This window comes from Amycolatopsis sp. NPDC024027 (assembly GCF_040638975.1).
Classification (GTDB): domain Bacteria; phylum Actinomycetota; class Actinomycetes; order Mycobacteriales; family Pseudonocardiaceae; genus Amycolatopsis.
Genome location: NZ_JBEZYY010000009.1, coordinates 371,723 through 396,275, shown reverse-complemented (window position 1 = coordinate 396,275; position 24,553 = coordinate 371,723). Strand labels below are relative to the sequence as shown.

At 70.6% G+C, this 24,553-nt stretch carries 18 protein-coding genes; 15 read left to right on the top strand and 3 right to left on the bottom strand.

Annotated elements, in window-relative coordinates; translation table 11 throughout:
- Positions 1 to 425 precede the first annotated feature (425 nt).
- Both AB0F52_RS24125 and AB0F52_RS24120 read left to right on the top strand, forming a co-directional pair.
- Positions 426 to 1,214, top strand: coding sequence for an alpha/beta fold hydrolase (locus AB0F52_RS24125; RefSeq protein WP_360175008.1), 789 nt, complete (start codon positions 426 to 428; stop codon positions 1,212 to 1,214).
- Complete coding sequence (locus tag AB0F52_RS24120; RefSeq protein ID WP_360175005.1) at positions 1,211 to 1,969, top strand: SDR family oxidoreductase; 759 nt, start codon at positions 1,211 to 1,213, stop codon at positions 1,967 to 1,969. Before AB0F52_RS24125 ends, AB0F52_RS24120 begins: the two co-directional genes overlap by 4 nt.
- Here the strand turns inward: AB0F52_RS24120 and AB0F52_RS24115 are convergent.
- The gene (locus tag AB0F52_RS24115) at positions 1,954 to 3,501 is read right to left on the bottom strand and encodes a transposase (RefSeq protein ID WP_360175043.1); all 1,548 of its coding nucleotides are present in this window, start codon (positions 3,499 to 3,501) and stop codon (positions 1,954 to 1,956) included. The genes AB0F52_RS24120 and AB0F52_RS24115 overlap by 16 nt on opposite strands.
- A gap of 153 nt (positions 3,502 to 3,654) precedes the next feature.
- Here AB0F52_RS24115 and AB0F52_RS24110 point away from each other — a divergent pair, with 153 nt between their 5' ends.
- The 5 genes from AB0F52_RS24110 to AB0F52_RS24090 all read left to right on the top strand — a co-directional run bounded on the left by AB0F52_RS24110 (position 3,655) and on the right by AB0F52_RS24090 (position 10,477).
- On the top strand, positions 3,655 to 6,252 hold the full coding sequence (locus tag AB0F52_RS24110; protein ID WP_360175002.1) for a bifunctional FO biosynthesis protein CofGH: 2,598 nt from the start codon (positions 3,655 to 3,657) through the stop codon (positions 6,250 to 6,252).
- Positions 6,253 to 6,412: 160 nt separating this feature from the next.
- Complete coding sequence (locus AB0F52_RS24105; RefSeq protein WP_360174999.1) at positions 6,413 to 6,862, top strand: DUF4232 domain-containing protein; 450 nt, start codon at positions 6,413 to 6,415, stop codon at positions 6,860 to 6,862.
- A gap of 89 nt (positions 6,863 to 6,951) precedes the next feature.
- Entirely contained in the window at positions 6,952 to 7,806 is an 855-nt protein-coding gene (locus tag AB0F52_RS24100) for an arpA protein (protein WP_360174996.1), read from the top strand.
- 67 nt (positions 7,807 to 7,873) lie between these two features.
- On the top strand, positions 7,874 to 8,677 hold the full coding sequence (locus tag AB0F52_RS24095) for a class I SAM-dependent methyltransferase (RefSeq protein ID WP_360174993.1): 804 nt from the start codon (positions 7,874 to 7,876) through the stop codon (positions 8,675 to 8,677).
- Positions 8,678 to 8,740: 63 nt separating this feature from the next.
- On the top strand, positions 8,741 to 10,477 hold the full coding sequence (locus AB0F52_RS24090; RefSeq protein WP_360174990.1) for a choline/carnitine O-acyltransferase: 1,737 nt from the start codon (positions 8,741 to 8,743) through the stop codon (positions 10,475 to 10,477).
- On the opposite strand, the gene AB0F52_RS24085 is transcribed toward AB0F52_RS24090, so the two are convergent.
- Together AB0F52_RS24085 and AB0F52_RS24080 are read right to left on the bottom strand one after the other, a co-directional pair.
- Positions 10,463 to 11,380, bottom strand: a complete 918-nt coding sequence (locus AB0F52_RS24085; protein WP_360174987.1) for an alpha/beta hydrolase — start codon at positions 11,378 to 11,380, stop codon at positions 10,463 to 10,465. The two genes, AB0F52_RS24090 and AB0F52_RS24085, sit on opposite strands and share 15 nt — an antisense overlap.
- On the bottom strand, positions 11,377 to 12,159 hold the full coding sequence (locus tag AB0F52_RS24080) for a methyltransferase domain-containing protein (protein WP_360174984.1): 783 nt from the start codon (positions 12,157 to 12,159) through the stop codon (positions 11,377 to 11,379). Before AB0F52_RS24080 ends, AB0F52_RS24085 begins: the two co-directional genes overlap by 4 nt.
- A 198-nt stretch (positions 12,160 to 12,357) precedes the next feature.
- Here AB0F52_RS24080 and AB0F52_RS24075 point away from each other — a divergent pair, with 198 nt between their 5' ends.
- The 8 genes from AB0F52_RS24075 (at position 12,358) to AB0F52_RS24040 (ending at position 24,522) form a co-directional block, all read left to right on the top strand.
- Positions 12,358 to 14,610 (top strand): discoidin domain-containing protein, encoded by a 2,253-nt coding sequence (locus AB0F52_RS24075; protein ID WP_360174981.1) that lies wholly within the window; start codon positions 12,358 to 12,360, stop codon positions 14,608 to 14,610.
- A 12-nt stretch (positions 14,611 to 14,622) separates the two neighbouring features.
- Entirely contained in the window at positions 14,623 to 16,806 is a 2,184-nt protein-coding gene (locus AB0F52_RS24070; protein WP_360174978.1) for a discoidin domain-containing protein, read from the top strand.
- Between the two features lie 101 nt (positions 16,807 to 16,907).
- A complete protein-coding gene (locus AB0F52_RS24065) occupies positions 16,908 to 17,582 on the top strand; it encodes a response regulator transcription factor (protein WP_360174975.1) in 675 nt (224 codons plus the stop codon).
- A complete protein-coding gene (locus tag AB0F52_RS24060) occupies positions 17,579 to 18,997 on the top strand; it encodes a HAMP domain-containing sensor histidine kinase (protein WP_360174972.1) in 1,419 nt (472 codons plus the stop codon). Before AB0F52_RS24065 ends, AB0F52_RS24060 begins: the two co-directional genes overlap by 4 nt.
- Before the next feature lie 1,143 nt (positions 18,998 to 20,140).
- Positions 20,141 to 21,148, top strand: coding sequence for a LacI family DNA-binding transcriptional regulator (locus tag AB0F52_RS24055; RefSeq protein WP_360174969.1), 1,008 nt, complete (start codon positions 20,141 to 20,143; stop codon positions 21,146 to 21,148).
- 179 nt (positions 21,149 to 21,327) lie between these two features.
- Positions 21,328 to 22,704: an extracellular solute-binding protein gene (locus tag AB0F52_RS24050; RefSeq protein WP_360174967.1), complete on the top strand. Its 1,377-nt coding sequence runs from the start codon at positions 21,328 to 21,330 to the stop codon at positions 22,702 to 22,704.
- Positions 22,682 to 23,656 carry a sugar ABC transporter permease gene (locus tag AB0F52_RS24045; RefSeq protein ID WP_360174965.1) on the top strand — a complete coding sequence of 325 codons (975 nt, stop codon included), beginning with the start codon at positions 22,682 to 22,684 and terminating at the stop codon, positions 23,654 to 23,656. Before AB0F52_RS24050 ends, AB0F52_RS24045 begins: the two co-directional genes overlap by 23 nt.
- Positions 23,653 to 24,522: a carbohydrate ABC transporter permease gene (locus tag AB0F52_RS24040; RefSeq protein WP_360174962.1), complete on the top strand. Its 870-nt coding sequence runs from the start codon at positions 23,653 to 23,655 to the stop codon at positions 24,520 to 24,522. Before AB0F52_RS24045 ends, AB0F52_RS24040 begins: the two co-directional genes overlap by 4 nt.
- Positions 24,523 to 24,553 lie beyond the last annotated feature (31 nt).

The window sequence follows — 24,553 nt, the reverse complement described above, 5'->3', positions numbered from 1 at the left end:
AATTAATGCTCTCAAAGGAACCTCATACGAGGTTCAATACATAAGCTCTACTGGCTTAGTTCACTAGCACACTGTTGAGTTCTCAAGCAACACACCCCGAGTACACCGCGATCAAGCGGCCCGCTCGAAGCGAGTCATTCCTAGCAGTTTTTGGTGGGACACCCACTCAATCGCGATCCGCGAGAGCTTGGTTCGTGTCCCGGTGGCCACCCGGTTTCCCTGGCGACTTGGAGAACTTTACATGCCCCGAAAGGGCCCGAAACAGGGGGGTCCCTTAACAAGATCAGCGCAGGTCAGACCCCATGACGGAGCCCGTCCGAGGCTCAGTCTGCCCCGAACCGGCCGGGAGCGCCACCGAAAGAACATTGCTCCGACTACATTGCGCCGTATTGCTCCGCAGCAAAGCTCCGCTTAGCGTCGGCCGCATGAGACTCGCGCACGACGACCTCGGCCCGAAGAACGGGCGACCGGTCCTCCTCGTCCACGGCCACCCCTTCGACCGCTCGATGTGGCGGTCCCAGGCCGAGCGCCTGGCGAGCCGCGGCTACCGCGTCGTGACCCCCGACCTCCGCGGCTACGGCGAGTCCCCCACCGAAGACACGAAGACGGGTCTCGACGTCTTCGCCCGCGATCTCGTCGACCTGGCCGACCACCTGGAGCTGGACCGGTTCGTCCTCGGCGGCCTCTCCATGGGCGGCCAGATCGTCATGCAACTGGTCGAAGACCACCCCGGCCGGGCGAGTGCCCTCGTCCTGGCCGACACCTTCGCCGGCCTCGACACCCCCGAGGCCAAGCAGGCCCGCTACGACACCGCCGACCGGATCACCGCGGAAGGCATGGAGCGCTACGCCGAGGAGCTCCTCCCCAAGATGATCTCGAAGCAGACCCGGGCGAACAGGCCGGACGTCGAAAGCCACGTCCGCACGATGATGCGCAACGCCCCGCAGGAGGGAGCCGCGGCCGCGCTCAGGGGACGCGCCGAGCGCCCCGACTACACGCCGGGACTGAGCGACATCGCCGTCCCCACGCTGGTCGTCGTCGGCAGCGAGGACGAGTTCACCCCGGTGGCCGACGCCGAGCTCATCCACCGGAAGACGAAGGCTTCCACCCTGGTGGTGGTCGAGGGCGCCGGCCACCTGCCTAACCTGGAGCGCGAGACCGAGTTCGACGAGGCACTCAGCACCTTCCTGAACGACAGCGGAGTTCACCCATGACCCAGCAGACCGTGTTCGTGACCGGCGCGAGCGCCGGCTTCGGTGCCGCCATCGCGCGCCGGTTCGCCGCCGAGGGCGCCCGCGTGATCGCCGTCGCCCGCAGCGCCGGCAAGCTCGAGGAGCTGGCCGGCGAGCTCGGCGACGCCGTTCTCCCGGTCACCCTCGACGTCAGCGACCCCGAGGCCGTCAAGGACGTCGTGACCAACCTCCCCGCGGACTGGCAGCAGGTGGACGTCCTGGTCAACAACGCCGGCCTGGCCAAGGGCCTCGAGCCCGCCCACAAGGCCGACCTCCAGGACTGGGACGAGATGATCGCGACCAACGTCCGCGGCCTCACGCACGTCACGCGCGCGCTGCTGCCGGGCATGGTCGAGCGCGGCCGCGGGCACGTGATCAACATCGGCTCGATCGCCGGCACCTACCCCTACCCCGGCGGCAACGTCTACGGCGCGACCAAGGCGTTCGTCCACCAGTTCAGCCTCAACCTGCGCAGCGACCTGCACGGCACCGGCGTGCGCGTCACCAACATCGAGCCCGGCATGGTCGGCGGCACGGACTTCTCGAAGGTCCGCTTCGACGGCGACCAGGCCAAGGCCGACAAGGTGTACGAAGGCACCACCCCGCTGACCGCCGACGACGTCGCCGAGTCCGTCCACTGGGCCGCGAGCCAGCCCCGGCACGTGAACATCAACGTCATCGAGCTGATGCCGGTGGTCCAGAGCTTCTCGGCGCTGCAGATCTACCGGGAGTCCTGAAAGAGGGAGAACAACGCCTGCTGACCCGGGTCCAGCTCGGTCAGCAGGCGTTTCGCCCGCGGCCGCCCGCCGGTCGACGGGTACCGCAGCACCAGCTCGCCGACGCCCGCGAGCTGGTCCAGCAGCTCCCGCACCGACAGGTTCATCCCCGCCCGGTCGGCCTCGCGCCGCATCAGGTGGGTGACGGTCGCGGCGAGCATCGACACCAGGCCGTGCGCCGCGATGCGCTGCCGCGTCCACTCCCAGCGCGGGGTCGGGCCGGTGACGGCGGGTCCGGTCAGCCAGCGGAACGTCGATTCGAGGTGCGTGCGGGCCCGGTAGGCGGTGACCACGTCGCCGATGGGCCAGTCCTGGTCGGTGACCAGCACCTGCTTGCCGAAGAACTCGTCGTCCAGCCGGGCCAGCGCGGCGGAGTCGATCCGGCGCTCCACCCGGATCTCGCCGGGCCGGTTCCCGCTCAGGACGGCGGTGAGCACGCGCTCGATGCGGCGGCCGCGGGTCACGCGGCCGATCTCGGCGTGGACCTGGGCCCGGTCGCCGCGGTGGGTGCCCGCCGCCAGGGCCTCCGCGAGCCCGTCGAGCTCGCGGGTCGCGGTGGCCAGCTCGTCGGCGAACGCGCGGGACTGCGCCGCGTGCAGCGTCGCCGAGTGGGTCAGGATCACCCGCCGCCGGACGCCGTCGACGACCGCGTGCGTGTCGAGCGCCGTGAGCCCGGCGAACCGCTCGGGATCGACGCGCTTGCGTGCCGACGCGGGCTGGGTCAGCAGCTCCGGGTGGTCGGTCAGCGGCAGTGACCCGACGAAGCCGCTGCGCGAGCCCAGGTCCAGCTGGGCCGCCTGACCTGCGTGGAAGACCAGCGTGGCCGGGCCCAGCCCTTCCATGACCGAGGCGAACGTCGGCGCCGTGCCGTCGTCGCGCCGGTACAGCCGGGACGCCAGGGGGATCGCGCCGTCGCGGGTCACCCGCAGGCCCGCTCCGGCGAGCACGCCCCGGCAGGCCGACGGCAGCGTGCAGTCCGCCGGGGCGAAGGCGGCGAACTGCGGGACGTCGACGGCGAGCGCCGCGTGGTCGTCGAGCACCGCCAGCACGGCGGCGGCGACGGCTTCTTCGATGCCCGCGATGCGTTCGGGGGTCAGCCGTTCCAGAGCCCGCCACAGGCCATCCACTGTGGACAGCCGGGGCCGGACGAGGTCCGCGGCCGCGCTCGTCTCCCACCACGAGCCGATCGGCGTCTCCGGAGCGGTCGCGCGGTGCAGCACCGCGACGGCGAGGGTGAGCCCCAGCGAAGGCTTCGCGCGCACGACGTCGTCGACGCGGGCGACGAAGTCCAGCCGGGCCAGCGTCGCCCACACCGCGGCGACGTCGCCGTACGTCCGGTACGACGCCGAGGCGGGTTCGCCGCCCGGGACGGCGCGCGCGATCTCATCGGCCGTGCCGAGGTAACGCTGGGTCACCACCCGCGGCTTGCCGTCCACGCGGGCGGACTCCGCGAGGTAGTAGTAGGTCCGTCCGCCGATCTTCTTGCCGACCACCGATGCCACCCTTTAGGTAATACACGCCCGGGGGCTGATCGACAACCACGCGAACCCGCTGACCAGCGACGACGATCACCCCCACCACGGAGCCACCAGAGGTGCGGAACACACACTGGCTGGTCCCGCGAGGACGGTCCTAGCGTGGGTGGAATGGGACCCGAACCCGACGCCACCGCCCCGACCGCCTCCGCGATGCGCCGCGCGCTCGCCCGGGCGCGTGACGGGAAGACACTCGACGTAGCCGAAGCGAGCGTCTTGCTGCACGCTCGCGGTGACGACCTCACCCAGCTGTCCGAGTACGCCTCGCGCATCCGCGACGCGGGCCTGGCCGAGGCCGGGCGCGCCGGCGTCATCACCTACAGCAAGAAGGTGTTCATCCCGCTGACCCGGCTCTGCCGCGACCGCTGCGGCTACTGCACGTTCGTCACCGTGCCCGGCCGGCTCGAATCGCCGTTCCTGTCCCCCGACGAGGTGCTCGACATCGCCCGCAAGGGTGCCGAGATGGGCTGCAAGGAAGCCCTCTTCACGCTCGGCGACCGGCCCGAGGACCGCTGGACGGCCGCCCGCGAGTGGCTGGACGCGCACGGCTACGACGACACGCTCTCCTACGTCCGCGCGATGGCGATCCGGGTGCTGGAGGAGACCGGCCTGCTGCCGCACCTCAACCCCGGCGTGCTGACCTGGCAGGACTTCCAACGGCTCAAGCCGGTCGCGCCGTCGATGGGCATGATGCTCGAGACCACCGCGACCCGGCTGTGGAGCGAGAAGGGCGGCCCGCACTACGGGTCCCCCGACAAGGACCCCGCGGTCAGGCTCCGGGTGCTCGAGGACGCCGGGCGCAGCAGCGTCCCGTTCACCACCGGGGTGCTGATCGGCATCGGCGAGACGTTCGAGGAGCGCGCGGACGCGCTGTTCGAGATCCGCAAGGTCGCCAAGACCTACGGCGGTATCCAGGAAGTCATCGTGCAGAACTTCCGGGCCAAGCCGGACACGAAGATGCGCGCGACCCCGGACGCCGACCTCGAAGAGCTCGCCGCGAACATCGCCGTCGCGCGGCTCGTGCTCGGTCCGAAGATGCGCATCCAGGCGCCGCCGAACCTGATCGGCAACCAGTACGACCTGATGATCCGCGCCGGCATCGACGACTGGGGCGGCGTCTCGCCGCTGACCCCGGACCACGTCAACCCGGAACGCGCCTGGCCGCAGATCGACGAGCTCGCGCGCCGCACCGAGAAGGCCGGGTTCGAGCTCAAGGAGCGGCTCACCATCTACCCGGAGTACGTCAAGGCCGGCGAGCCGTGGCTGGACCCGCGGATCACGCGGCACGTCGCCGCGCTCGTCGACTACGACACCGGGATGGCCCGCGAAGACGCGCTGCCGGTCGGCATCCCGTGGCAGGAGCCGGACGGCGGCTGGCAGGAGTCCGGCCGCACCGACCTGCACACCGAGATCGACACCAGCGGCCGCACCGAGGACCGCCGCAGCGACTTCGACTCCGTGTACGGGGACTGGAAGGAGATCGGCGACCGGATCAAGACCGGACCGCAGAAGTTCGATTCGACCGTCCTGGAAGCCCTGCGCAGCGCGGAAAAAGACCCCGCCGGGCTCTCCGACGACGCCGCGCTGGCCCTCCTGTCCGCCGAGGGCAAGGAGCTGGACGCGTTCACGAAGCTCGCCGACGACCTGCGGCGCGAGACGGTCGGCGACGACGTCACCTTCGTCGTCACGCGGAACATCAACTTCACGAACGTCTGTTACACGGGTTGCCGTTTCTGCGCCTTCGCACAGCGTCGCACCGACGCCGACGCGTACACGCTCTCGCTGGAGCAGGTCGGCGACCGCGTCGACGAGGCGTGGGCCGCGGGCGCGACCGAGATCTGCATGCAGGGCGGCATCCACCCCGACCTGCCGGGCACCGCGTACTTCGACCTCGCGGCCGAGGTCAAGCGCCGTCAGCCGGAGATCCACCTGCACTCCTACAGCCCGATGGAGGTCGTGAACGGCGCTTCGCGGACCAACCTGTCGCTGAAGGACTGGCTGATCAAGGCCAAGGAAGCCGGCGTCGACTCGCTGCCGGGCACGGCCGCGGAGATCCTCGACGACGACGTCCGCTGGGTGCTCACCAAGGGCAAGCTGCCGACGTCGGAGTGGATCAAGGTGGTGACGACGGCGCACGAGGTCGGCCTGCCGACGACGTCCACGATGATGTACGGCCACGTCGACACGCCCGCGCACTGGGTCGCGCACCTCAAGCTGCTCGCGCGGCTGCAGCGCGAAGGCCTGGAGAAGCACGGGCGACGCGGGTTCACCGAGTTCGTGCTGCTGCCGTTCATCCACCAGAGCTCGCCGATCTACCTGGCCGGCCTGGCCCGCCCGGGCGCAACGCAGAACGAGAACCGGGCGGTACACGCCCTGTCCCGGCTGCTGCTGCACGGCATGATCGACAACATCCAGAGCTCCTGGGTGAAGCTCGGCACCGAGGGCAGCCGGGCGGTGCTGCAGGGCGGCGTCAACGACATCGGCGGCACGCTGATGGAGGAGACGATCAGCCGGATGGCGGGCGCGTCGCACGGGTCGTACAAGACGATCAGCGACATGCGCGCGATGGTCGAGCCGCTGGGCCGGCCGCTGGTCCAGCGCACCACGGGCTACGGACGGCCGTCGGCCGAACGGCTCGCCGCGGCGGAAGCTTCGGACGGCGTCGCCACGCAGGTGCGCAAGCCGCTCCTGCCGCTGCTGACGCCGTGAGGTGATGCAGTGAATGACTCATTCCTGTCGTCTGACGAGAGGAATGAGTCATTCACTGCGTCCGCTACTCTTGCGCCGCATGGGGGTTTCTCGTTTCGCGCCGCTGATCGTTCTCGCACTTCTCGCAGGGTGCAGCACACCGCCGCCACCGCCCGCGCCGGTGCCCACGACGACACCGAGCCCGACGTACGGGCCGCCGCCGTCGAGCGGGCTGTCCCTTTCGGTCGGTCAGGTCGAAGCCGGGCTCGGGCACCGCGCCAGCGTGCTGACCCTGACCAACCGGGACTCCGCGCCGCGCAAGGTCACCGGCTACCCGGACCTGAAGATCCTGGCGGGCGACGGTGCGCCGCTCGACGTCCAGGTCCTGCACGAGACTTCCTACTTCGCGCCCGATCCGGGCCCGCAGGACCTGACTCTCCAGCCGGGCGAGAAGGCGCTGTCGGTGCTCGCCTGGTCGGCGACCGTCACCAGCGGCGACAAGCACACCGGCGCCGCGATCTCGGTGGTTCCCGTGCCGGGCGAACCCGCGCAGAAGCAGCCCCTGGAGACCGACCTCGGCACCACCGACACCGTCAAGCTCAGCGCGTGGGCCAGCCGGATCGGCAACTGACGACCGTGTGTCACCGCTCACAAACCGACGGTTGACCAGCGGCCTTTTGTGCTAACTCTGTTCCTTCACCGCCGGAAGGGACCTCGACGATGAGCACCTCCGTAGCGCCACTGGAAATGGTCGACACCGACCGCTACCCGCTCACCGATCCGGGCCGCCCCGCGTGGCGGGAGACGGTCGGCCGCACCCGTGCCGAGCTGGCCGAAGCCGGCTGCAGCGTGCTCGCCGACTTCATCCGCCCCGAGCTGCACGACCTGTTGCGCGCAGAGTGCGCCGCGCTCGAACCGCACGCCTACACGAAGATCGAAAAGGTCAACGCCTACAACACCGCGATCGACGAGCCGCTGCCCGAAGGCCACCCCGGCCGGACGATCATGGAACGCGGCAACGCCTTCGTCGCGCGCGACCGCATCCCGCCGTCGTCGATCATCGGCCGGCTCTACACCAGCCCGTTGTTCCGGCGGTTCGTCGCGGACTGCTTCGGGCTGCCGGAGCTGCACGAGCTGGCCGACCCGCTGTCCGGGCTGACGCTCAACGTGATCGCGCCCGGCCGCGCGCACCCGTGGCACTTCGACACGAACACCCACACCGTCAGCATGCTGACGCAGGCGGCGGACGACGGCGGGACCTTCGAGTACTGCCCCGGCATCCGGTCCGCCGCGGACGAGAACTTCCCCGCCGTGCGCTCGGTGCTGGGCGGCGACACCCGGCCGGTCCGGCGGCTCGCTCTCCGACCGGGCGATCTCCAGCTCTTCAAGGGCCGCTTCGCGTTGCACCGGGTCAGTACGGTGAAGGGCGGGATCGCGCGGCACTCCGCGATCTTCGCCTACAGCGAGCGCCCGGGGGTGATCGGCAGCGCGGAGCGGACCCGGCAGCTGTTCGGCCGCGTCCTGCCCGCCCACCTCGCGGAGCGCGCCACCCGCGGCGACGAACTGCTCGACTAGTCCATCCATGCCCCCACCGCCGCCCTCAACGGACAGCGGAGCTGCGACTAGATCAGGAGCCTGGCCTGTGCCTTTCGACTCGACCGGCAAGATCTCGTTCGACCACATCTACACCGCGCCCGACCCGAGGCCGTTCTTCGGCACGCTGCGCCGCGTCGGCTACGAAATCCCGCAGCTGGCGAAGCCGTACTTCGCACGGCTGATCGCCGAGCACCCCGCCGAGCGGCCGACCGTTCTCGACGTCGGCTGCTCGTACGGCGTCAACGCGGCCTTGCAGCGCTGCGAAGCGACGATGGACGATCTCTACGCCCACTACACGGATCCGGCGGTGCGCGCGCTGGACCACGCGGCGCTGGTCGAGACGGACCGGAAGCGCGTCCGAAGTGGCAACCCGCGGTTTTACGGCCTCGACAGCTCGGCCCCGGCCCTCGAGTACGCGCTTTCCGCCGGCTTCCTCGACGAAGCGATCCACGCGGACCTCGAACGCGACGACCCGGACGGCACCCAGCAAAAGTTACTGGACGACGTCGACCTCGTGATCTCGACCGGCTGCGTCGGGTATGTCACCGAGAAGACCCTCAACCGGGTCGCCCGCGGCGCGCGGCCGTGGATGGCGCACTTCGTGCTGCGGATGTTCTCCTACGAGCCGATCGCCGAAAGCCTGGCCGAGCTGGGATACGAGACGACGAGCGTCGAAGGCGTCTTCCGGCAGCGGCAGTTCGCCTCCGCCGAAGAGCAGACTCAGATCCTGGACACGCTGAGCGCGGCCGGGGTCGACCCCACCGGACTGGAGTCCGACGGGTGGCTCTACGCCCAGCTGTATGTTTCCCGTCCTGCAGGCTTGCCTCAACTCGAACTTCCCAACCTGTGACATTCGGGGCTTCGCCCCGAGCCGGGGGCTCCGCCACCCGGCCCCCCGAACCGACTCAGAAGGATGACCGTGAGCAGTCCGGAATGGTCCACCCGCACCTTCGGCAACGAGGACCGGCTCCCCCGCGTCCCCGTCCCCACCCTGGAAGACAGCGGCCGCCGCTTCCTCGAGTGGTGTGCTCCGCTGCTGACGCCGGAGGAGCTGGCGGAGACCGAAGCGGCGGTCGCGGAGTTCCTGGCGGGTCCCGGGCCGGCGCTGCAGGCCCGGCTCGAGGAATACGACCGCTCGCCCGGCGTGCGCAGCTGGCTCGACACGTTCTGGCCGTACCGCTACCTCGGCCGCCGCGACCGGATCGCGCTCAACGCCAATTTCTTCTTCCTGTTCCAGGATTCCCCGCTCGGCCAGGTGGAGCGCGCGGCCGAGCTGACCGCGTCCGCGGTGGACTACAAGGTCAAGCTCGACGGCCAGCTGGTGCCACCGGTGCTCCTGCGCGGCACGCCGCAGTCGATGGTGCAGCACCAGTACCTGTTCTCGGCGACGCGGATCCCGGGCGAGCTGCTCGACACCTCACGCACGCGGTTCCCGTCGCCCGAGCGGCACATCGTCGTGTTCGTGAAGGGCACGCCGTTCCGGATGGACGTCCTCGCCGAAGACGGCCGGCCCTACTCGCCGGCGCAGCTGGCCGACGGCCTGCGCGCGATCCTCAAGGACGACCACGTCGCCGACGTCCCGGCCGGCCCCCTCACGACGAAGGCGCGCGCGGAGTGGGCCGCTTCGCGGGCCGCGCTGCTCGAAGCGGGCAACGCCGACGCGCTGGAAACCATCGAGACCGCGTTGTTCTGCCTGTGCCTGGACGACTTCACGCCGGCGGACGCCCTCGAAGCGGGCGACCGGCTGCTCTACGGCGACAACCGCTGGTACGACAAGGCCGTGTCGCTGATCGTGTTCGAGGACGGCACCGCGGGGATCAACGTCGAGCACTGCGAACTCGACGGCACGACGATCCTCGGCTTCACCGACGCGCTGTTGAGCGGTTCGCGCGAGGAGCGCGAACCGGCGGACGGCGTCCCCGGCTACGAGGTCGTCGAGTTCGCGCTGGCCGACGCCCTCCGCGAAGACGCCCGCGCCGCCCGGGAAGCTTTCAAGGCCTATGCGGACGCGACGGCGACGGCGACCGTGTCGTTCGACTTCGGGGCGAACCGGGCGAAGGAGCTGGGGATGTCCCCGGACGCCTTCGCGCAGATGGCGTACCAGCTGGCCCACCGCCGCGCGAAGGGCCTGACCGGCGCGACCTACGAGTCGATCGCGACCCGGCAGTTCCAGAACGGCCGGACCGAGGCCATGCGGGTCGTCACGCCCGAGGTCGTGCGCTTCGCCGACGTCCTGACCTCCGACGCCTCCGCGGAGGAAAAGCGCGAAGCGTTCCGGGCCGCGGCGGCGAAGCACGTTGCCCGCGCGAAGGAGTGCCAGGCCGGGGACGCACCGGAACAGCACCTGTGGGAGCTGCAGCTGATCGGCAAACGCGGTGGCGACACCGAAACCCCGGCCCTCTACACCTCGCCGGGCTGGCTGAAGATGCGCGACGACTACCTGAGCACCAGCTCGGCGCCGTCGGTCCACATCCAGTACTTCGGCTTCGGCTCGACCAGCCCGCAGTGCATCGGCATCGCCTACGTGCTGCTGCCGGACCGCTGGAACATCTACCTGAGCACGCCGAAGCACGTCTCGGCGGAGATGGACCGCTTCGCCGGAGAACTCACGAAGGCGGTCGCCGAGCTGCAGGAACTACTGGCCCAGTAGGCGCCGCAACCAGGTCAGCCGGGCGGCGACGGCCGCCCGGCTGAGCGCCGCTTCGGGCACCATGGCGTCGAAGCCGTGGAAGCCGCCCGGCCAGACGTGCAGTTCGGCGTCGCCGCCCGCCTGCCAGATCCGGCTCGCGTAGGCGACGACCTCGTCGCGGAACGTCTCGGCCGTGCCGACGTCCAGGAACGCCGGCGGCAGGCCGGAAAGGTCCTCGGCGCGGGCCGGTGCCGCGTAGGCCGGGACGTCACGGCGGTCACCCAGGTACGCCGTCCAGCCGACCTGGTTCGCCGTCCGGTCCCACAGGCCGCGGCCGTCGAGGTCGACGGCCGACGCCGAGTCGTTGCGGTCGTCGAGCATCGGGCAGATCAGCAGCTGCCCGATCGGGAGCGGGCCGCCGCGGTCGCGGGCCAGCAGGGTCGTCGCCGCGGCCAGGCCGCCGCCCGCGCTGATGCCGCCGATGACCGGTATGCCCAGGTTCTCGGCCGTCCACAGCAGACCGGCGTAGCAGTCCTCGACGGCCGCCGGGTACGGGTGTTCCGGCGCCAGCCGGTACCCGGGCGAGACGATGGCGAGGCCGAGTTCCCCGGCCCAGCCCAGCAGGTTGGGGACGTCCGGTCCGAGGTGGCTGCCGACGATCAGCCCGCCGCCGTGCACGTGGTACAGGACGCCGGCCGGGGCCCGGTCCGCCGGCGTGACGACCAGCAGCGGCACATCACCGGCGCGCTCCTCGCGGAAGGTGACCCCGGGGTGCGCGGCCGCCAGCTCCGCGACGGTCCGGAAGTCGGCCGCGACGAGTTCGCGCCGCGCGGGGATGTCGTCGAGCGTCACCAGCGGGGTCCGGCCGGCGCGCAGCTCGTCGACGGCCGCGGCCAGCTCGGGGTCGAACGGCGGCGGGGTCACGCCGTGGGGTCCGAGACGACGAGGACGAGTGAGCCCTCGAACGCCGGCTGCTCGCGGAGCTTGCCGTACCGGCGTTCCCACGTGCCGTCGTCGAGGTCGTGCCGCAGTTCCGCGGCGAAGCGGTGGTGCACGCGATCGTCGACGAAGCTCCACGCCGAGCACGACAGCCGTGCGCCCGGGTCGAGGAGGCGTTCGGGGCGGGCGTAGTAGGCCTCGTTGAAGCCGTCGGTGCAGTCGATCGGGATGGGCACGCCGACCACCGAGGTGTGCCCGCCGAGGCCGTCGGCGATGTCGTCGACCGACGGGTAGCGCCCGGCCTCGGTTTCGATCACTTCGGGCGCGTAGTCGAGCAGCCAGAAGCGGCGCAGCAGCTCCGGGTCGCAGGTGAGGATGGCGATCGGGCCGCGCGTGACGCGGCGCAGCTCCTTGAGGCCGGCCCACAGGTCGTTCCACTGGTGCACGCTGAACGTGCTCATCGCGCCCTCGAACGCCCGGTCCGGGAACGGCAGCTTCTCGGCGACGGCGTCGACCGCCGGCGGCAGGCCCGCCGGGCGCTGCGCCCGCATCGAGGCGGACGGCTCGACAGCGGTCACTTCGCGGTCTTCCGGTTCGTACGCGCCGGCGCCCGCGCCGACGTTCAGCACGGTTCGCGCGTCACCCAGTGCGTCGACGATGTACTGGCCGATCCGGGGATCCGGCTTGCGGTAGTCGGTGTAGACCCCGCCGATGGCGCCGTAGTCGGCGTCCCCGGCGCTCCCGTCCGCACGTCGCTGGCTCATGTCCAGAAACTAGCAGCGGAACGCGGCTGCCCGGTCGTTGCTCCGCGGGGTGTAAGCGGACGTCGGGCATCCGGCGCAGCCGTCAATTTCTGTCGCAAACTTGCGTAAGTTCGTCCGACTATTGCGATTTCTTGTCCGGGATTCGTATGATCCCGGTCACAGAGGTCCCCACCTGCTGCGGAAAGGCCAGTGCCGCCCATGACTCCCAGCTCTGTGTTCAGTGCGCCCAAGTTCAGGTTCGGCGCCCTCGCCGCGGCCGTGATCGCCGCCGCCGGGCTCACCATCGCCGCCGTTCCGGCGGGAACCGCCGCGCTCGCCGCCGGCCGCGGCGCGACGGTTCCCTTCCTGGAGCAGGAAGCGGAAACCGCCGCGACGAACGGTCAGGTCATCGGCCCGAACCGCGCCGCGGGCACCCTCGCCGGCGAAGCTTCCGGCCGGAAGGCGGTGACGCTGTCCGGCCAGGGCCAGTACGTCGAGTTCACCCTCACCGCACCGGCGAACTCGATCGACTTCCGGTACAGCGTCCCGGACTCCGCGAGCGGGACGATCTCGCTCTACGCCGGCGGTGCCCACAACCGGGACATCCCGCTGACGTCGAAGTGGGCCTGGTACTACGGCTCGTACCCGTTCACCAACAACCCGGGTGACGGGCACGCCCACCACTTCTACGACGAGACCCGCGCGCTGCTCGGCACGTCGTACCCGGCCGGGACGAAGATCAGGCTGCAGATCGATGCGGGCGACGTCACCCCGGTGACGGTCGACCTCGCCGACTTCGAGCAGGTCGGCGCGGCCGCGACCCGGCCGGCGAACTCGGTGTCCGTCACCGATTACGGCGCCACGGCGGGCGACACGAGCGACGACGCCGGCGCGTTCGACTCGGCTGTCGCGGCGGCCCGCGGCCAGGGCAAGGAAGTCTGGATCCCGGCCGGCACCTTCACCCTCGGCCACCACATCACGGTCGACCAGGTGACCATCCGCGGCGCCGGGCCCTGGTACTCGGTGCTGACCGGGCCGCGCGCCGGGATCTTCGGCAAGGGCGAACCGGAGAGCTGCGGAACGCCGACGTACCCCGGCAACCCCGCCGTGCCCGGGGTCAGCAGTGCGGTGAAGCTCTACGACTTCGCCATCATCGGCCAGGTCGACGCGCGCGTCGACTGCGACCAGTCGAACGCCATCGGCGGTGCCTTGGGCGGCGGCTCGGTCGTGCAGAACCTGTGGCTGCAGCACACGAAGGTCGGGCTGTGGCTCGACGGGCCGTTCGACGGGCTCACCGTGGCCGGCAACCGGATCCTCGACCAGACCGCCGACGGGCTGAACCTGCACCAGGGCATCAGCAACGTCACCGTGACGAACAACTTCCTGCGCAACACCGGCGACGACGGCCTGGCGATGTGGTCCGAGCACCAAGCCGACCACCACAACACGTTCTCCTTCAACACCGTGCTGCTCCCGATCCTGGCCAACAACATCGCCGTCTACGGCGGGCACGACAACACCGTGTCCGACAACGTCGTCGCCGACAACCAGGACCAGGGCGGCGGCCTGCACATCGCGAACCGGTTCAGCGCGGTGCCGCTCTCGGGCACCACGACCGTCGCGCGCAACACCGCGATCCGCACCGGCGTGCTCGACTCGAACTGGCAGTTCGGCGTCGGCGCGCTGTGGTTCGACGGCCGCGACTCGGCCATCACCGGCCGGATCGACGTCACCGACAACGACCTGCTGGACAACAGCTACGAGGCGATCCAGTTCATCGACAGCGCGACCACGGACGTGCACTTCACGAACGTCCGGATCACCGGCGCCGGCACGTTCGCCTGGCAGCTGCAGGCGAAGCCGTCGGGGTCGGTGAAGAACGTCGTCGCGACCGGGATCGGCCGGGCCGGGGTCTACAACTGCCTGGGGCCCGACGCGATGAGCGGTCTCGCCGACCAGGGCGGCAACTCGGGCTGGACGACGACGTACTGCGGCTCGTGGCCGACCCCGGTCTACGGCTCCGACAACGGCGGCACGACAACTCCGCCCACCACCACGCCGCCGACCACCACCCCGACCCAGCCGGGCGGGAACCTGGCGCTGCACAAGGCGGTCGGCGCGTCCGGGTCGCAAGGTGGTTACCCGCCGGGCAACGCCGTCGACGGCGACGCGAACTCCTATTGGGAGAGCACGAACAACGCGTTCCCGCAGTCGCTGACCGTCGACTTCGGCGGCACGGTCACCGTCTCCCGGCTGGCGCTGAAGCTGCCGCCGTCGTGGGGCGCGCGGACCCAGACGATCTCGGTCGACGGCGTCAAGGCCGCCGCGACCTACACCTTCGACCCCGCGTCCGGGAACACCGCGACGGTGACCTTCCCGGCGACCTCGCAGCGCACCCTGCGCCTGACTTTCACCGGCAACACCGGCTGGCCCGCCGGGCAGCTGTCCGAACTCGAAGCCTATTCGTCCTGAGAGGTGCCGACGATGTCTTCCCTTCCCCGCGGCGCGGCGCTGATGGCCGCCGCACTCGCCGCGGCCGGCCTGGCCGTGCTCTCCGGCGGCACACCGGCGGCCGCGGCGACCTGCCCCACGACGGCGTCCGGCGGCGCGAGCGTGCCGTTCCGCACCGTCGAAGCCGAGTGCTCGGCCACGACCGGTTCGGCCGTCGGCCCCGACTACACCCAGGCCAGCGTCGCTTCGGAAGCGTCCGGGCGGCAGGCCGTGAAGCTCACCACCGGCCAGTACGTCGAGTTCACGCTGCCCGCGGCGGCCAACTCGATCAACGTCCACTACAGCGTGCCGGACGGCTCGTCCGGCCGGCTCACGGTGTCCGTCAACGGGACCAGGCTGGCGCTGCCCGTGACGTCCCGGTATTCCTATGTGGACACCAGCTGGATCCCCGGCGCCAAGACGCACCACTTCTTCGACGACGCCCGGCTGCTGCTGGGCCAGAACCTGGCCGCCGGGGCGAAGGTGCGGGTGCAGGCCGACTCCGGCGACGTCGGCCAGGCGACCATCGACCTCGCCGACTTCGAGCAGGTCGGCGGCGCGGGCACGAAACCGGCGAACGCCCTGTCGGTCACCGACTACGGGGCCACCGCGAACGACGCTTCGGACGACTCGCAGGCGTTCCGGAACGGCCTGGCCGCGGCCCGTTCGCAAGGCCGGGAACTGTGGGTGCCGCAAGGGCGCTTCGAAATCGGGTCGGCACTGCAGATCGACCAGACGACCGTCCGGGGCGCGGGCCAGTGGTACACCGTGCTGCACGGCAACAACATCTTCAACAACGGCAGCGCGTCCGGGAACATCAAGCTGTCCGACTTCGCCGTCTTCGGTGACGTGACCGAACGCAACGACGGCAGCCCGGACAACGCGTTCCACGGCGTCCTCGGCTCCGGCTCGGTCGTGTCGGGTCTCTGGATCCAAGACACGAAGTGCGGGCTGTGGCTGATGAACGGCGCGTCCTCGAACCTCACGATCGAGAACAACCGCATCCTCGACACCCAGGCCGACGGCGTGAACTTCGACGGCGCCGTCACGAACTCGGCGCTGCGCAACAACTACCTGCGCAACAACGGCGACGACGGGCTCGCGCTGTGGTCCAACGGCCAGGCGGACTCCGGCAACACCATCGCCAACAACACCGTCGTGCAGCCCAACCTGGCCAACGGCATCGCGCTGTACGGCGGCTCGAACAACACGGTGAGCGGCAACCTCGTCCAGGACACCAACGCCCTCGGCGGCGGCTACCTGGTCGCGAACCGGTTCAACTCGGTGCCGCTGTCGGGCACGGTGACGTTGTCGAGCAACACCGCGCTGCGGGCCGGGGCGCTCGACCCGAACTGGCAGTTCGGCGTCGGTGCGCTGTGGTTCGACGCCCGCGACCAGGCCATCACCGGCGTGACCATCCGCGTCACCGGGTTCACCGCGATCCAGAGCCCGTACGAGGCCATCCAGTTCATCGACGGCAACGGCGCGGGCAAGCCGATCCAGGGCATCACCATCGACGGCGTCTCCGTGCAGGGTGTGGGCACGTTCGTGGCGCAGTCGCAGACGCAGGGGTCGGTGTCGATCAGCAACCTGACCGCGTCCGGTGTCGGCGTCACCGGGACGTACAACTGCCCTTACCCGACGTCGATCCCGCGGATGACCTTCACCGGCTCCGGCAACAGCGGCTGGACCGGCACCTGGGGCGACTGCTCGACCTGGCCCGCACCGAACTCGGGCCCGCCGCAGCCGCCGCAGCCCGGCACCAACCTCGCCCGGGGGAAGGCGATCAGCTCGTCGTCCCAGCAGGGCGGGTTCCCGCCGGCGAACGCCGACGACGGGGACGCCAACTCGTACTGGGAGAGCGCGAACAACGCGTTCCCGCAGACGCTGACGGTGGACCTCGGCGCGGCGGCGTCGATCAACAAGGTGACGCTTCGCCTGCCGCCGTCGTCGGCCTGGGGTGCGCGCACCCAGACCGTGACGATCTCCGGCAGCACCGACGGCGGCTCGTACACGACGCTGGTGGGTTCGCGCGACTACACGTTCGACCCGGCGTCCGGCAACACGGCGTCGGTGTCGTTCGCGACGACGTCGCAGCGGTTCGTGCGGCTGACGTTCACCGGCAACACCGGCTGGCCCGCCGGCCAGGCGTCGGAATTCGAGGTGGCCGCGGCCTAGTGTGACGAAACCGCACGGCGGCTCGACGGTTCCGCACGGGAACCGCCGGGCCGCCGTGCCCTGCATTAGTCTCGCCGGACCGATCACCCCGGGGAGGACCAGTGCCGCGTCTGCTGCTCGTCGAAGACGACGAAGCGCTGGCCGAAGCGCTTTCACTGGCGTTGAGCGCGCTGGGCCACGAGGTCGTCCACGCTCCCACCGGCGAGCACGCGCTGACTTCGCTGGGCGACGCCGAGTTCGTCCTCCTCGACGTCATGCTGCCCGGCATCGACGGCTTCGAGGTCTGCCGCCGCATCCGCGCCCGCAGCCGGCTGCCGATCGTGCTGCTGACCGCGCGCGGCGACCCGATCGACGTCGTCGCCGGGCTCGAGTGCGGCGCCGACGACTACGTCGTCAAGCCGGCCGAGCCGCGCGTGCTCGACGCGCGGATCAAGGCGATCGGCCGCCGCGCGCAGCCGGCCGTGCCGGAAGCCGGGCTGCTGCGGGTGGGCGAGCTGGCGATCGACGCCGCCGCGATGAGCGTCACCCGCGCCGGCGAGGAACTCGCGCTGACCGCCACGGAGATCCGGCTGCTCGTCGAGTTCGCCGACCACCCGAACCAGGTGCTCAGCCGCCAGGTGCTGCTCAAGCGCGTCTGGGACTACGGCTACGTCGGCGACTCGCGGATCGTCGACGCGGCGGTCGCGCGGCTGCGCGCCAAGGTCGAGGACGACCCGGCGAACCCGGTGCTGCTGCGGACGGTCCGCGGCCTCGGGTACCGCCTGGTGACGAGGTGAGGCTCCCGGCCGTCAGCCTGCGGACGCGGATCGTCGCGGCGATCGTCGGCGTGACCACGACGGCGACGGCGGTCATGGCGTACTCCGCCTACCAGGTGCAGGCCGACGAAGCACTGGGCCGGTTCGCCAGGTCGTCCGTGAGCAACGCGGCGGCCGATCGGAAGGTCATCCAAGAGTATTCGAAGGTGGGCAGCGAAGGGTGGCTCGACGACGCCCCCACCCACCTCGGCGACATCCCGGACTGGGCGCTGGTGCTCGAGGGGCCCGGCGGGCAGGTCGAAGTCGTGCGAGCCGCCACCACGTACCTCGGGCTCATCCCGGTTCCGGACAAACTCACGATGCTGCGGGCGGTGCGCGAGGAGCTGTTCCGCTATCGAGCGCCCGAGCAGTTCGGCGCCGCCTACGCGCGGGTGCCGGGGACCGGCCGGAAAGTGTTCGTGGTCAACGCGAATCTGCCCGTGCCCGGCTACCACCTCGTGCAGTTCTACGACTTCAGCCAGTTCGACAACGACCTGACCGAGCTGCGCTGGAAGCTCGTCCGCGTCGCCCTCGGCGTGACCGCGCTCGGGGTCGGCGTGGCGGTCCTGATCGGGCGCCGGATCCGCCGCCCGATCAAGGCGTTGTCCGCGGCCGCCGACGAACTCGGCGCCGGCGCGCTCGGCACGCGTGTCCCGGTCAAGGGCCGGGACGAGGTCGCTGCCCTGGCCGCCTCCTTCAACACCATGGCCGCCCGCCTCGGCGCGTCGATCGACGAGCTGCACGCGAAAGACCGGCAGCAGCGGCGGTTCGTCGCCGACGTCGCCCACGACCTGCGGACCCCGCTCGCCTCGATGATCGCCACCGTCGACACCCTCGACCACGCCGAGCCCGCCACCCGCACCCGCGCCGCCGACATCCTCGGCACCCAGGCCCGCCGGCTGGCCAAGCTCGTGGAGGACCTCCTGGAAATCGCCCGGTTCGACGCCGGGAAGGCCGACCTCCGGCTGGCGCCCGTCGACCTCGCCGACCTGGTCGCCGACGCCGCCGAGGTAACCGGCGTCGAGGCCGCCGTGACGGCGAGCGGGAACGTCACGGTCGTCGCCGACCCGCGGCGGGTGCACACCGTGGTGGCGAACCTGCTGAGCAACGCCGTCCGGCACGGGGCCGCCCCGGTCACGGTCACTCTGGACGGGACCGGCGAGGACGTCGTCGTGCGCGTCGCCGACGCCGGTCCGGGCGTGCCGGAAGACCTGCTGCCGCTCCTGTTCGACCGGTTCACCCGCGGCGACCACGCGCGTCAGGCGACCGAGGGCAGCGGGCTCGGGCTGGCGATCGCCCGGGAGAACGTCCTGGCGCACGGCGGATCGCTCACGGTGCACAACGACGGCGGTGCCGTGTTCACCGTGCGGTTGCCCCGGGGTGTCGAGAACGCCTGACCGGCGAAGGCGCTGACCGCCCGCCAGGACAGCTCACGCGGGTGCTGCGCGTCGAAGTACGGCAGCGGCAGGTGCGCGAGCAGCACCGCGGCCCCGATCAGCGGCAGCGGGCGCAGCTCCCGCGGCGGGCCCAGCCACAGCAGCACGGCGAAGTTGGTGACCAGCAGGAACCCCCAGCGCGCCCAGTCCCAGCCCGCGAAGGCGAGCAACGCCGGAGCCGCGACGGCCGCGGCGGCGAGCACGTCACGCCGCTGCACCAGGAAGCCGGCCACCGCGACGACGAAGATCGGGGCCAGGAGCAGCAGCACTTCGGTGATCGAGTACAGCTGCCAGCTTTCGCTCTGGGTGCGTTCGAACAAGGCCAGTGCGTCGGCTCGCGGGGGGAAATCCGCGGAGGCCATCGCGGTCTCGAGCCGCGCTACCGCGCCCGCGCCCGACGCCGGGAGCGCGAGCACGGCGAGTTCCGCCACGACCGGCGTCACGAGCAGCATCGCGGTGACCCGCACCGAGGACCGCCGCAGCAGCACGACCGCGAAGACCGGGAGGACGGTGAGCGCCGCGATCTCGTGGGTGAGCACCGCGGCTGTCATCAGCCCGGAGGCCACCGCGGGCCGGCGCGGCAGCTGCCCCAGCGCGGCGAACAGCAGCAGGTACAGGACCTGGTCGAAGTAGCCCACTTCGTGGAAGAGGAAGCCGCCGGAGGGCAGCAGCAGCCAGCCGACGACCACGAGCTTCCGGCCCGGGTGCCGGGCGCGCGCGAACGCGACGGCCAGCACCCCGAGCACCGCGGCGAGGACGGCGAACGCGGCGGCCGCGAACACCCAGTACGCGTAACCGGTCGCGAGGGCGAACGGGTGGAGCAGGGTGCCGACGAGGAACCGGCGGTGGAAGCCGTCGGTCGACGAGACCGCTTCGAGCGTCACGGCCCAGTCGCCCGGCATGCGGAATCCGCGGTAGGCGGCCAGCAGGAGAGCGAGCGCCGCGAGCGCGGTCAGGCCGCGAGACGTGGTGGTGCGGGCGAGGGTGGTGGTCACCTCGGCCAAGCTAGGAACGGGATGTGCGGCCTCGGTGACCGTTGATCACCAGCTCCGCGCCGGTTCCGCACGTCGTGCTTTTGCGCTCGATTGCGGTAAAGTTTCAGCCATGACGCGTCGTCTTGCCGAAGTCGCCCGCCAGGTCGGGGTCAGCGAAGCCACGGTCAGCCGGGTCCTCAACGGCCGGTCCGGGGTGTCCGCGAGCACCCGCGCCGCCGTGCTCACCGCGCTGGACGTGATGGGGTACGAGCGGCCCACCCAGCTGCGCGGCGAGCGGGCCCGGCTGGTCGGGCTGGTGCTGCCGGAGCTGCAGAACCCGATCTTCCCGGCGCTGGCCGAGATCATGGGCAACGCCCTCGCCCAGCAGGGCTTCACGCCGGTGCTCTGCACGCGGACGGCGGGCGGGGTGTCCGAAGCGGAGTACGTCGAACTGCTCCTGCAGCAGCAGGTGTCGGGCGTGGTGTTCGCCGGCGGGCTGTACGCGCAGGCCGACGCGGTCCACTCCCACTACCACCACCTCGTCGAGCGACGGCTGCCGACGGTGCTGATCAACGCGGCGGTCGACCACCTCGGGCTGCCCCAGGTCTCGTGCGACGACGCGGTGGCCGTCGAGCAGGTCGTCGGGCACCTGAGCTCGCTCGGGCACGAGAAGATCGGCCTCGTCCTCGGCCCGTCCGACCACGTGCCGTCGCGGCGGAAGCTCGAGGCGTTCCGCTCGTACGCGGCGAAACTCGGGCTGCCGGTGCTGGACGAGCTGATCGAGCACGGGATGTTTTCGATCGAGGGCGGCCACGCGGCGGCGGCCCGCCTGTACCCGCGCGGCGCGACGGCGGTGCTCTGCGCGAGCGACCTGCTGGCCCTCGGCGCGATCCGCGCGGCCCGCCGGCAGGGCCTGTCGGTGCCGGAGGACATTTCGGTGGTCGGCTACGACGACTCGGCCCTGATGAACTGCACCGACCCGCCCCTGACCACCACCCGCCAGCCGATCGAGGCGATGGGCCGCGCGGTGGTGGAACTGCTGGTCAAGCGCATCAACGGCGGCGAGGTGGCGGCCGAGGAACTGCTGTTCGCCCCGGAGCTGGTGGTCCGCGGGTCCACGGCCCGCCGCACCGCCTGACCCGAGTTCCGCGAGAGCGCGACGGTTTGTCGGCCGTCGCGCTCTTTTGCGCGCCCGGGCTCGCTCGAGTCCTGTTCGTAAGTTGCAAAACTTCGTCGGGTTATTGCGGCCATCGCGTCTCCCACTTTAGAGTGACCGCAATCACGTGACAGCCGTCGCGACCCGAGAAGAGGCTTGAGATGAGCAGTACCTGGTCCCGAACCGTCTCCCGCCGAACGTTGTGCCTGCTCGCCGCCGGTGGTCTCGCCCTCGGGGTGACCGCCTGCGGGGACGGTGACTCCGGCACCCCGGCCGGCGGCAAGGTCAAGATCACCGTCACCGGTCAGCCGCCGACCAGCCAGCCGTTCGAGCGCAGCGTCTTCGACGCCGACGTCAAGGAGTTCGAGGCGGCGCACCCGAACATCGACATCGATCCGCACGAAGGCTTCATGGACCCGAAGACGTTCTCCGCGAAGCTCGCCGGCGGGCAGCTCGAAGACGTCTACTACGTCTACTTCACCGACCCGGCGCAGATCATCGCCCGCCACCAAGCCGCCGACATCACCGAAGCCGCGAAGAGCGTCCCGCACGTCAACGACCTCAAGCCGGAACTGCTGGACAACTTCCGCGACGCCGGTGGCAAGCTGTACGGCCTGCCCACGATGAACTACACGATGGGCCTGCTCTACAGCCGCCCGCTCTTCCAGAAGGCCGGGCTCGACCCGGACAAGCCGCCGCAGACCTGGGACGAAGTCCGCGAAGCCGCGAAGAAGATCTCCGCGCTCGGCAACGGCGTCGTCGGGTACGCCGACTACAGCAAGAACAACCAGGGCGGCTGGCACATGACCGGCTGGCTCTACTCGATGGGCGGCGACATCGCCCGCAAGGACGGCGACAAGTGGGTCGCCGACTTCGCCGGCGAAAAGGGCAAGCAGGCCCTCCAGTACCTGCACGACATGCGCTGGACCGACAACTCCATGGGCGCCAAGCAACTGCTCGAAGCGCAGGACGTCCAGCGGATGATGGGCGCCGGCCAGCTCGGCATGTACATGGCCGCCCCGGACAACGTGCCGGTGCTGGTCAAGCAGTTCAACGGCAAGTACGAGGACTACGGCATCGCGGGCATGCCCGGCGGCCAGGGCACCCTGCTCGGCGGCGAGGGCTACATGCTCAACCCGAAGGCGTCGCCCGAGAAGATCAGGGCCGGCCTCGAGTGGATCCAGTGGAAGTACCTCAACCCGGACCGCTTCGAAAAGCACATCCGGCAGTACGTCGACGGCAAGCAGCCGGTCGGCCTGCCCGCCGAGCCCACCCCGGACGTCTGGCAGGGCGCGGTGCGCGACCAGCAGCTGGCACTGAAGGCCAAATACGCCAACGTCCCCGCCCGGAACTACACGTCCTATGTGGACACGACCGGCAAGATCAAGGGCAGCATCGAGCCGCCGAACGCGCAGCAGGTCTACGCCGCGCTCGACAGCGTGATGCAGGCGGTGCTCACCGATCAGAACGCCAACCTCGACCAGCAGCTGTCCTCGGCCGCGTCGAAGGTCAACAGTGTCCTCGCCCAGGTCAAGTAGCCTGCTCGCCTGGCCCGCGGCGAAACCGTCGCGGGCCGGGCGCCCGGTGGCCTCCCCCGAAGCACGACGCCGGGCGACGCTGCGCCGCAAGCTCAAGGAGAACCTCACCGCGTACGGCCTGCTCTGCGCCGCCCTCGTGGTGTTCGCACTGTTCTCCTGGTACCCGATCGTGCGCGGTGTCCTGCTGAGCTTCCAGCAGGTCGACTTCGTCAACGCGCCGACGTGGGTCGGGTTCGGCAACTTCGAGCGGCTCTTCGCGGACCCGCTGTTCGGCGTCGCCTGGCGCAACACGCTGCTGTTCACCGGGCTCGCCCTGGTCTTCGGCTTCGCCGTCCCGTTCTTGACGGCCGTGCTGCTGAACGAACTCCGCCACGCGAAGGCGTTCTTCCGGCTCGCCGTCTACCTGCCGGTGATGCTGCCACCGGTCGTGACGGCGCTGATGTGGAAGTGGTTCTACGACCCCGGTCCCGGCTTGTTCAACTCCGCGCTCGGCGCGGCCGGCCTGCCCGGCGGCCAGTGGCTCGACTCCTCCACGACGGCGATGCTGTCACTGGTCTTCGTCTCGACGTGGGCCAACATGGGCAGCACCACGCTGATCTACCTGGCCGCGCTCGGCACGATCCCCGGCGAGCTCTACGAAGCCGCGGAGCTCGACGGCGCCGGCTTGTGGAAACGGCTGCGGCACGTGACGTTCCCGCAGACGCGGTTCGTCCTGCTGGTGCTCCTGCTGCTGCAGATCGTCGCGACCATGCAGGTGTTCACCGAGCCGTACGTGATGACCGGCGGCGGCCCGGACGACTCGACGGTCACCGTGCTCCTGCTGCTCTACCGCTACGCCTTCGTCTACAACGACTTCGGCTCGGCGAGCGCGATGAGCCTGCTGCTGTTCGTGGCGCTCGGCGTGTTCTCGGCGTGGTACGTCCGGCTGACGCGGAAGGCGGACCAGTCATGAGGACCCTCGTCTCCCCCGGCGCACTGCGCAGCCCGCGCGGCAAGGTCGTCTACGGCGTCGTCTTCGCCGGCACGCTCGCGGTGTTCGTGCTGGCGTTCATGTTCCCGCTGTACTGGGTCGTCACCGGCGCGATGAAGTCACCGCAGGAACTGGCGCAGACACCGGCGACGCTCGTCCCGCACGAGTGGCACCCGGAGACCTTCGCCGACGCGTGGGACCAGCTGAACCTGGGCAAGTACTTCCTCAACACGCTCGTCGTCGCCGGCGGCGCGTGGCTGGCGCAGCTGGCCATCGACGTCCCGGCCGCGTTCGCGCTGTCGAAGCTGCGGCCGAAGTTCGGCAACGTCGTGCTCGGGCTCATGCTGGCGACGCTGATGCTGCCCGCCACCGCGTTGCTCGTCCCGACGTACGTGACGGTGACGGACCTGCCGCTGCTGCACCTCAACCTGATCAACTCACCGGCCGCGATCTGGCTGCCCGCGGCGGCGAACGCGTTCAACATCTACCTGCTGAAACGGTTCTTCGACCAGATCCCCGACGAGCTGATCGAAGCGGCTCGCCTCGACGGGGCCGGGCCGGTGCGCACGCTCTGGCGGATCATCCTGCCGATTTCGCGGCCGATCCTGGCCGTCGTGTCGATCCTCGCGGTGGTCACCGCGTGGAAGGACTTCATCTGGCCACTGCTGGTGTTCCCGGACACCGGAAAGCAGACGCTCTCGGTGATGCTGCAGCGGGTGGCGATCGACATGCCGCTCAACGTGCTCGTCGCCGGGATGGTGCTGGCCAGCCTGCCGATGGTGGCGCTGTTCCTGGCCTTCCAGCGGCAGATCCTCGCCGGGCTGACCGCCGGCAGCCTCAAGGGCTGATCTTTTCGACAACGACTCAGGAGGGCACTTC

Coding starts and splice junctions, on each gene's coding strand:
- AB0F52_RS24090 (WP_360174990.1), top strand. CDS start 8,741: ATGACCGTGAGCAGTCCGGAATGGTCCACCCGCACCTTCGGCAACGAG.
- AB0F52_RS24050 (WP_360174967.1), top strand. CDS start 21,328: ATGAGCAGTACCTGGTCCCGAACCGTCTCCCGCCGAACGTTGTGCCTG.
- AB0F52_RS24125 (WP_360175008.1), top strand. CDS start 426: ATGAGACTCGCGCACGACGACCTCGGCCCGAAGAACGGGCGACCGGTC.
- AB0F52_RS24070 (WP_360174978.1), top strand. CDS start 14,623: ATGTCTTCCCTTCCCCGCGGCGCGGCGCTGATGGCCGCCGCACTCGCC.
- AB0F52_RS24075 (WP_360174981.1), top strand. CDS start 12,358: ATGACTCCCAGCTCTGTGTTCAGTGCGCCCAAGTTCAGGTTCGGCGCC.
- AB0F52_RS24055 (WP_360174969.1), top strand. CDS start 20,141: ATGACGCGTCGTCTTGCCGAAGTCGCCCGCCAGGTCGGGGTCAGCGAA.
- AB0F52_RS24100 (WP_360174996.1), top strand. CDS start 6,952: ATGAGCACCTCCGTAGCGCCACTGGAAATGGTCGACACCGACCGCTAC.
- AB0F52_RS24040 (WP_360174962.1), top strand. CDS start 23,653: ATGAGGACCCTCGTCTCCCCCGGCGCACTGCGCAGCCCGCGCGGCAAG.
- AB0F52_RS24120 (WP_360175005.1), top strand. CDS start 1,211: ATGACCCAGCAGACCGTGTTCGTGACCGGCGCGAGCGCCGGCTTCGGT.
- AB0F52_RS24110 (WP_360175002.1), top strand. CDS start 3,655: ATGGGACCCGAACCCGACGCCACCGCCCCGACCGCCTCCGCGATGCGC.
- AB0F52_RS24080 (WP_360174984.1), bottom strand. CDS start 12,159: ATGAGCCAGCGACGTGCGGACGGGAGCGCCGGGGACGCCGACTACGGC.